We start from the raw sequence: 7,600 nt of genomic DNA on the forward strand, positions 1-7,600 counted from the left end.
TTAGTCTGCAAAACCTTAGAAAAAAGGCGGCCAACTGGCCGCCTTTTTGCAATCTGTTAGAAGTTTACAACGCGCTATATTGGTGACCTACAAACATCATGTCGTAGAGCTCATTGGCGAGGTCTGTGGGGTCACGGTCCGCTGTATTCAATGTAATGTCTGGGTTCTCTGGCGCTTCAAACGGGGAATCTATGCCCGTGAAGTTTTTGATTTCACCAGCTTTTGCACGGGCATACAGACCTTTTGGATCGCGCTGTGCACACACTTCAATCGGCGTGTTCACATAGGCTTCGATAAACTCGATATCGCCCGCAATTTCGCGCGCCAGTTTACGCTCGTTTTTGAACGGCGAGATAAAGGATACCAAAACGATCAGCCCTGCATCGGCCATCAGCCGTGCGACTTCGGCGATGCGACGAATGTTTTCCACCCGGTCTTCATCGGTAAATCCAAGGTCTTTGTTCAGCCCGTGGCGCACATTGTCCCCATCAAGAATGTAGGTGTGTTTGCCTTCAGCGGCGATACGCTTTTCGAGCAGGTTCGCAACCGTTGATTTGCCAGAACCTGACAAGCCGGTAAACCAAACGATTTTTGATGTTTGGCCCTTCATTTCGGATCGGGTTTTGCGGTTCACGTCAAAATCTTGATAGGTCAGATTTTGCGCGCGGCGCAAGCCAAACTCAATCGTTCCCGCTGCCAAAGTGGCGTTGGACAGACGGTCAATCAGAATAAAACCGCCTGTTGTGCCATTGTCCGCATAGGGGTCAAACGCAATCGGTTTGTCAGTCGCAATTGTCACCGTACCAACCTCATTGAGGTCAAGGCATTTGGTCTCGCTCTGCTCAAGCGTGTTGACGTTGGTTTTGTGTTTGACGTTGGTGATGGTGGCTGGCACCAATTGTGTGCCGACCTTGATCAAATAGGAGCGGCCAGACATGGCGCGTTCTTCATTCATCCAGACCAGTTTGGCTTGGAACTGATTGGAATATTCAGGCACAATCCCGGGTGCAGACAATACATCACCGCGCGAAATATCAATCTCACGATCCAGCACCAGCGTCACCGCCTGCCCAGCAATCGCTACATCCAAATCGCCGTCCATGGTGACAATGCGGGATATTTTTGCGGGTTTGCGTGACGCAGCCACTAAAACATCATCGCCCGGCCGAACGCTGCCGCCAGCCACAGTGCCGGAAAAGCCACGGAAATCAAGGCTGGCGCGATTGACCCATTGAACAGGAAAGCGGAAAGGCTTTTCGGTTTTGTCTTCTGTGACGTCGATTTCTTCAAGATATGGCACCAGCTGCGGGCCGCGATACCAATCCATGTCTTTGCTTTTATTGACGATATTATCGCCCTTAAGCGCTGACACGGGAATAGTGACCAATGACTTGAAGCCAAGTTGCCCCGCAAATTCACGATATTCAGCTTCAATCCTGTCGAACACGTCTTTATCATAATCAACAAGATCGATCTTGTTCACCACCGCAACAACGTGCTTCACCCCAATCAGCGACAGAATGAAACTATGGCGACGGGTTTGGGTGAGCAGGCCTTTGCGCGCATCAATCAAGACAATCGCCACGTCCGCGTTTGACGCGCCAGTGGCCATGTTGCGGGTATATTGTTCGTGACCCGGCGTATCGGCCACAATAAATTTGCGTTTATTGGTGGTGAAAAAGCGGTAAGCCACATCAATCGTGATGCCCTGCTCGCGTTCAGCGGTCAGGCCGTCGACCAACAACGAGAAATCGATCCCCTCGTCACCCGTGGTGCGGTTGCTGCTTTCCTTTTGCAGCGCGGCGAGCTGATCGTCCAGGATCAGCTGGCTATCGTATAACAAGCGACCAATCAGCGTCGATTTTCCATCGTCAACTGAGCCACAAGTGAGAAAGCGCAGCAGGCTTTTGTTGGTTTGTTGGCCAAGCCAACTGTCAACGTCTAAGGCACTGTTTTTTTGGATATTTTCTTGAATAGACATATTAGAAATATCCTTCTTGCTTCTTCTTCTCCATCGACCCAGCCTGATCGCTGTCGATCAAACGACCCTCGCGCTCAGAGGTGGTTGAGGCATTCATTTCCATGATGATTTCGGGCAGCGTCGCCGCGTCTGATCTGATCGCACCAGTCAGGGGGTAACAGCCGAGTGTGCGGAACCTGACCATCTCTTCGCGCGGCACCTCGCCTTCGTTCAACGGCAGACGGTCATCGTCGACCATGATCAAAGTGCCAGAACGTTCAACAACGGGACGCTTTTTTGCCAAATAGAGCGGTGGAATTTCGATGCCTTCAGAATAGATATAGGTCCAGATATCCAGTTCGGTCCAATTGGACAAGGGGAACACCCGCATGCTTTCGCCGGGCGCAAGCCGCGTGTTGAACACCCGCCAAAGTTCGGGCCGCTGATTCTTTGGGTCCCATGCATGTTGCGCGTTACGGTGCGAAAAGATGCGCTCTTTGGCGCGAGATTTTTCTTCGTCACGGCGTGCACCGCCAATGGCCGCATCGTACTGGCCAGCATTCAACGCCTGGCGCAAAGCGACGGTTTTCATGATGTCTGTGTAACGCGACGAGCCATGGTCAAATGGGTTGATATTGTCCGCTTTGCCTTCTGGATTTGTGTGCACCAACAAATCAAAACCGTGTTCATCGGCCATGCGATCACGGAACGTGATCATTTCCTTGAACTTCCACGTGGTGTCCACATGCAGCAAAGGAAATGGGATTTTTGACGGGAAAAAAGCTTTGCGCGCCAAATGCAGCAGCACGCTTGAATCCTTGCCAATCGAATACATCATCACCGGACGTTCAAACGACGAAGCAACTTCGCGGAATATTTCTATGCTCTCAGCTTCAAGTGCTTGAAGGTGAGATATTGAATTTTGTGTGGCCGACATGATGGCTCCAAAACGGGCAAAACAGTTGCTGACCAAAATAAGCTGACATAGCTTGTAAAACAATCATACAAATCAGTACTTTAGATTGAAATGGACGCAGTTTTTGCGTTAGTCGACAAAGGCGAACAGGACGCCTTGCATGCGCAAAGTTTTGGGAAATCTGATTGTCGAATTTGCATATTATCGGGCAAACTATTTCACCAAGCGTTTTTATTCTTAAACGGTATGGCCCGATGAAAACTGGTTTGTATCACCTGGCATCGCAAAGCCATGAGAATATAATTCGCACAAAATTTGCCGACGCTAGATCGGTTTGCCCTGTTTGTTGACGAAAGGGAAAAGCCTTTGTTTTTCACCAATTTGTGCCTTGAGAAACCGCAATTTGGGACCTAATGTCTAGCCAACATTAAAAGGAATGACTCGATGACCCAGCACAGAAGCGTTTTAGACGCTATTGGCAATACACCGCTTATCCGGCTCAATGCTGTATCTGAGGCAACAGGTTGCGAGATTTGGGGCAAGGCGGAATTTTTGAACCCCGGACAGTCGGTCAAAGACCGGGCAGCGCTTTATATTATCCGCGATGCTGAACGGCGTGGCCTCCTGCGCCCGGGTGCAACCATTGTTGAAGGCACTGCCGGTAATACAGGCATTGGCCTTTCTATGGTCGCAAACGCGCTTGGCTATAAGTCTGTAATCGTTATCCCGGACACACAGAGCAAAGAAAAAAAGGACAGCATCCGTTTGGCTGGCGCGACACTGATCGAAGTGCCTGCAAAGCCGTACAAGAACGCGAACAATTACGTAAAGCTGTCTGGGCGTTTGGCCGAAAAGCTGAACAAAGAACTGCCCGAGGGTGCCATATGGGCGCAACAGTTTGACAATGTGGCCAACCGTCAGGCGCATATCGAAACAACTGGTCCTGAGATTTTTGAACAAACGGGCGGCAAGGTTGATGGGTTCATTTGCGCTGTAGGTTCTGGCGGCACGCTTGCAGGCGTTGCTCATGCACTGAAAGACCGCAACAATGACATCAAGATCGGCATTGCGGACCCAGAGGGTGCTGCGCTTTACAGCTATTACACAACGGGCGAGTTCGGCTCTACAGGCAGTTCAATCACCGAGGGCATTGGCCAAGGACGCATAACCGCAAACCTTGAAGGCTTAAAAGTGGATCACGCGTACCAAATTCCCGACGCAGAAGCCCTGCCCTACATCTTTGACCTGTTGGCCAATGAAGGCTTGTGCCTTGGCGGATCAAGCGCCATCAACATTGCTGGCGCTGTGCGCATGGCAAGAGAAATGGGACCGGGCAAAACCATCGTTACGGTTCTGGCCGATTACGGAAATCGCTATCAAACAAAATTATTCAATAAAGATTTCTTGAACTCAAAAGGCTTGCCAGTCCCGTCCTTTCTGGACCACAGTTTGAACATTGATGTTCAATCTGTAATGGCGAGTGATGATGGATAATGGATTTGGCCGCACAGAATTTCTTTTTCGTGGCTACAGCTATTTGAATGCAATTTCCGCCAGGGTCGTAGAAATAAACGAGCTTGGCGGTATTGTGCTTGATCGCACAAATTTCTATGCCACATCTGGCGGGCAACCTGGTGACTTTGGTTGTTTGGAAAGCGCCTCTGGCGACAAAACTCAAATTGCAACAACCATCCACCCAAACGGCGAAAAGCTAGAAATTGTTCACGTTCCCGCTGATGGGCAAATTTTGCCAAATGTTGGTGATGAGATTACCTGCCATATTGACTGGGACAACCGCTATAATTTGATGCGTATGCACACCGCATTGCATCTTTTGTCCGTGGTCATTCCCCTGCCTGTTACAGGCGGCTCTATTGGCGCAATTAAGGGCCGGCTAGATTTTCAAATGCCGGAGCCACCCGAAGATAAAGATGCTCTAGCCGACCAACTCAACGCCCTTATTGCGCGCGAATTGGACGTGACGGAGGAATGGATTAGCGAAGCCGAGTTGGCTGCGAACCCGGAACTGGTGAAAACCATGACGGTGAAACCACCGTCAGGACAGGGCGAAATTCGAATGATCCGTATTTCAGATGGCGAGCAAACAATAGACTGGCAACCCTGCGGTGGCACACATGTGAACAACACGCGGGAAATCGGCAAAATCCGGTTCGGCAAAGTTGAGAAAAAAGGCAAAATCAATCGCCGAGTTGCAATCCATTTCGACGAGTAGATTGCAGGTATTGGAGGGAAGAACTATGGAACAGGACTATCAAGGTTCATGCCATTGCGGCGCGGTGCAGTTTGCAGTCAAAGCGGATTTGAACAATTCCATCACTTGCAATTGCTCTTTGTGCAGCAAAAAGAACGCCGTGATGGTGCGCATCCCGGGTGAGAACTTCACACTGATTGCTGGGCAAGATATGCTCGGGCTTTACCAATGGAATACAAATATAGCCAAGCACTATTTCTGTACGACATGCGGCATATATACGTTCCATCGCCCACGTTCAGCACCTGAAAAGTATGGAATTAACGTCGCCTGCTTGGATGGGATCGATGCGCGCGCGCTTCATCCGCAGCTTTTGGATGGTGCATCATTGTCGCGCGAAGCAAAGTAACTTCAAAACATCTAGCGGACAGGTGGTGCGTACATTAAACCGCCGCGTGTCCATAATTCGTTTTTGCCACGCGCTAAGGCAAGGTCTGAATCACGCCCAAGGTTTCGACCATAAATCTCGCCATAATTGCCGACGCCGCGAATGATATCGCGTGCCCAAGTATCGGGGATACCTAAGGGGGCGCCAAATTTTCCATCAAGGCCAAGCAGGCGGCGAACTTTAGGGTTTTTGCTTTCAGTCATCGTGTCAACATTTTGGGAGCTGATGCCCAACTCCTCCGCGTTGATCAGTGCGAAAATTGTCCAACGCACGACATTTTGCCAGCGGTCATCATTGTTGCGAACGATCGGCCCCCAAGCGTCTAAGGAAAGTCTTTCAGGGAGTATGCGATTTTCGCTTGCGCTCAAGTCTTTGTCGAGCAAGGCCTGCAATTCGCTTGCAGGCGCAGTAATAACGTTACACAAGCCAGCTTTGTAAGCGACGACAAGGTCATCGAATGCCTCGTAATATGCTTCTTGGTAGGCAATTTGTTGCCCAAACAAGTAGCGCTCCACCCTATCCTGTTCGATCGAACCACGCACGGCACAAACCGTTACATCTTGCAATTGGATTGCGGATACGACACCCAAAGTTTCTGGCACCAGCAGCGCTTGCCCATCAAAATAAGTCGCCACAACATTTTGAACCCCAAATTGGGTATCGCGCGACATTGTCCAGTATGCACTACGCGCCATAATGTCGACTTCGCCGCTTTGCAGCGGGGCCACCCGATTTGGTCCTGGATATTCTGTGAAATCGACACGGTTTGCCACGCCGAATACCGCTGCTGAAACTGCCCGGCAGATATCTACGTCAAAACCCTTCCAGAAACCATCAGCTGATTTTTCGGAGAAGCCTCGGTGTCCTTCAGCTGCGCCGCAGCGCACGATGCCCGTCTCCAGCACATTGTCCAGGGTATCTGCTTGTGCAGATGAGACCAATACAAGTGCCGTCAACAAACCGGCTAAAATGGTACGCAAACCGTTCACTGGTCCCTCTTAAAGTTTGAGCGGCCCCAGCGGGCCGCCCAAGATATTTGTAATTCAATCCTTTGTGCGAAGCAATTGCTTTGAACGGGTGTTTCACCGGCCCAAAGCAACATCTCACTAATGCAGGATTTGGCTTAGGAACAGCTTTGTCCGCTCATGCTGCGGATGATCAAAGAAGTTGTCCGGATCATTTTGCTCAATAATCTGGCCCTGATCCATAAAGATAACGCGGTTCGCAACTTGGCGGGCAAAGCCCATCTCATGCGTAACACACAGCATTGTCATGCCCGTTTCGGCGAGATTCACCATCACTTCCAGCACTTCTTTGATCATTTCAGGATCAAGTGCTGAAGTTGGCTCATCAAACAACATAATGTTTGGGTTCATGCACAATGAACGTGCAATCGCCACACGTTGTTGCTGACCACCTGACAATTGACCAGGAAACTTTTGCGCTTGCTCTGGAATTTTCACCTTTGTGAGGTATTCCATCGCAGTTGCTTCAGCCTCAGCCCTTGGAATGCCACGTACCCACATTGGAGCAAGTGTGCAGTTTTCCATAATTGTGAGATGCGGAAAGAGGTTAAAGTGTTGGAACACCATGCCCACTTCCCGACGCACTTCATCAATCCGCTTCAAATCATTCGTCAGCTCAATGCCATCAACAATGATCTGGCCCTTCTGGTGTTCTTCCAAGCGGTTGATGCACCGAATAAGCGTCGATTTTCCGGACCCCGAAGGTCCCGCAATAACAATCCGCTCACCCTTCATGACCTTTAGATTGATGTCTTTTAGAACGTGAAAGTCACCGTACCACTTGTCCATGTCGTTAATTTCAACGGCAACGTCCGTATCGGACACTGTCATTTTTGTGCGGTCAGCTTTGATGTCGATTGCTGTAACTTCTGACATAATTTTCTACTCCTTGTGTCCGGTATCTAGGCGACGTTCCATGTACATGGAATAACGTGACATACCGAAACAGAATACCCAGAACATTGCGGCTGCGAACAAATAGCCGGTTGTTGCCTGGTGAGGTGATTTCCATTCAACTTGCGCTGTCGTTGCTTGCACT

7 protein-coding genes and 1 pseudogene are annotated in these 7,600 nt (G+C 50.0%); 3 read left to right on the forward strand and 5 right to left on the reverse strand.

Features of this window, described 5'->3' with window-relative positions; genetic code table 11:
- Positions 1-64: 64 nt before the first annotated feature.
- Both cysN and cysD read right to left on the reverse strand, forming a co-directional pair.
- Entirely contained in the window at positions 65-1,981 is a 1,917-nt protein-coding gene (cysN, locus tag ACJAZW_RS07195) for a sulfate adenylyltransferase subunit CysN (RefSeq protein ID WP_415156515.1), read from the reverse strand.
- Between the two features lies 1 nt (position 1,982).
- Entirely contained in the window at positions 1,983-2,897 is a 915-nt protein-coding gene (gene cysD, locus ACJAZW_RS07200; RefSeq protein ID WP_415156517.1) for a sulfate adenylyltransferase subunit CysD, read from the reverse strand.
- 423 nt (positions 2,898-3,320) lie between these two features.
- Between cysD and ACJAZW_RS07205 the strand changes: the two genes are divergently transcribed.
- The 3 genes from ACJAZW_RS07205 to ACJAZW_RS07215 are packed head-to-tail and all read left to right on the forward strand — an operon-like array spanning position 3,321 to position 5,497.
- Entirely contained in the window at positions 3,321-4,370 is a 1,050-nt protein-coding gene (locus ACJAZW_RS07205) for a cysteine synthase A (RefSeq protein WP_415156519.1), read from the forward strand.
- Positions 4,360-5,109, forward strand: a complete 750-nt coding sequence (locus ACJAZW_RS07210; protein ID WP_415156521.1) for an alanyl-tRNA editing protein — start codon at positions 4,360-4,362, stop codon at positions 5,107-5,109. Before ACJAZW_RS07205 ends, ACJAZW_RS07210 begins: the two co-directional genes overlap by 11 nt.
- A 25-nt stretch (positions 5,110-5,134) precedes the next feature.
- Positions 5,135-5,497: a GFA family protein gene (locus tag ACJAZW_RS07215; protein ID WP_415156523.1), complete on the forward strand. Its 363-nt coding sequence runs from the start codon at positions 5,135-5,137 to the stop codon at positions 5,495-5,497.
- A gap of 11 nt (positions 5,498-5,508) precedes the next feature.
- On the opposite strand, the gene ACJAZW_RS07220 is transcribed toward ACJAZW_RS07215, so the two are convergent.
- The 3 genes and pseudogenes from ACJAZW_RS07220 to ACJAZW_RS07230 all read right to left on the reverse strand — a co-directional run.
- Complete coding sequence (locus tag ACJAZW_RS07220) at positions 5,509-6,525, reverse strand: transporter substrate-binding domain-containing protein (RefSeq protein WP_415156525.1); 1,017 nt, start codon at positions 6,523-6,525, stop codon at positions 5,509-5,511.
- 117 nt (positions 6,526-6,642) lie between these two features.
- Positions 6,643-7,437, reverse strand: a complete 795-nt coding sequence (locus ACJAZW_RS07225; RefSeq protein ID WP_415156527.1) for an amino acid ABC transporter ATP-binding protein — start codon at positions 7,435-7,437, stop codon at positions 6,643-6,645.
- A 6-nt stretch (positions 7,438-7,443) separates the two neighbouring features.
- A pseudogene (locus ACJAZW_RS07230) lies at positions 7,444-7,600 on the reverse strand (amino acid ABC transporter permease); the annotation flags it as partial.

The organism is Maritalea sp. (genome assembly GCF_047634455.1).
In the GTDB taxonomy this organism is placed as follows: Bacteria; Pseudomonadota; Alphaproteobacteria; order Rhizobiales; family Devosiaceae; genus Maritalea.

Coding starts and splice junctions, on each gene's coding strand:
- cysN (WP_415156515.1), bottom strand. CDS start 1,981: ATGTCTATTCAAGAAAATATCCAAAAAAACAGTGCCTTAGACGTTGAC.
- cysD (WP_415156517.1), bottom strand. CDS start 2,897: ATGTCGGCCACACAAAATTCAATATCTCACCTTCAAGCACTTGAAGCT.
- ACJAZW_RS07215 (WP_415156523.1), top strand. CDS start 5,135: ATGGAACAGGACTATCAAGGTTCATGCCATTGCGGCGCGGTGCAGTTT.
- ACJAZW_RS07225 (WP_415156527.1), bottom strand. CDS start 7,437: ATGTCAGAAGTTACAGCAATCGACATCAAAGCTGACCGCACAAAAATG.
- ACJAZW_RS07210 (WP_415156521.1), top strand. CDS start 4,360: ATGATGGATAATGGATTTGGCCGCACAGAATTTCTTTTTCGTGGCTAC.
- ACJAZW_RS07205 (WP_415156519.1), top strand. CDS start 3,321: ATGACCCAGCACAGAAGCGTTTTAGACGCTATTGGCAATACACCGCTT.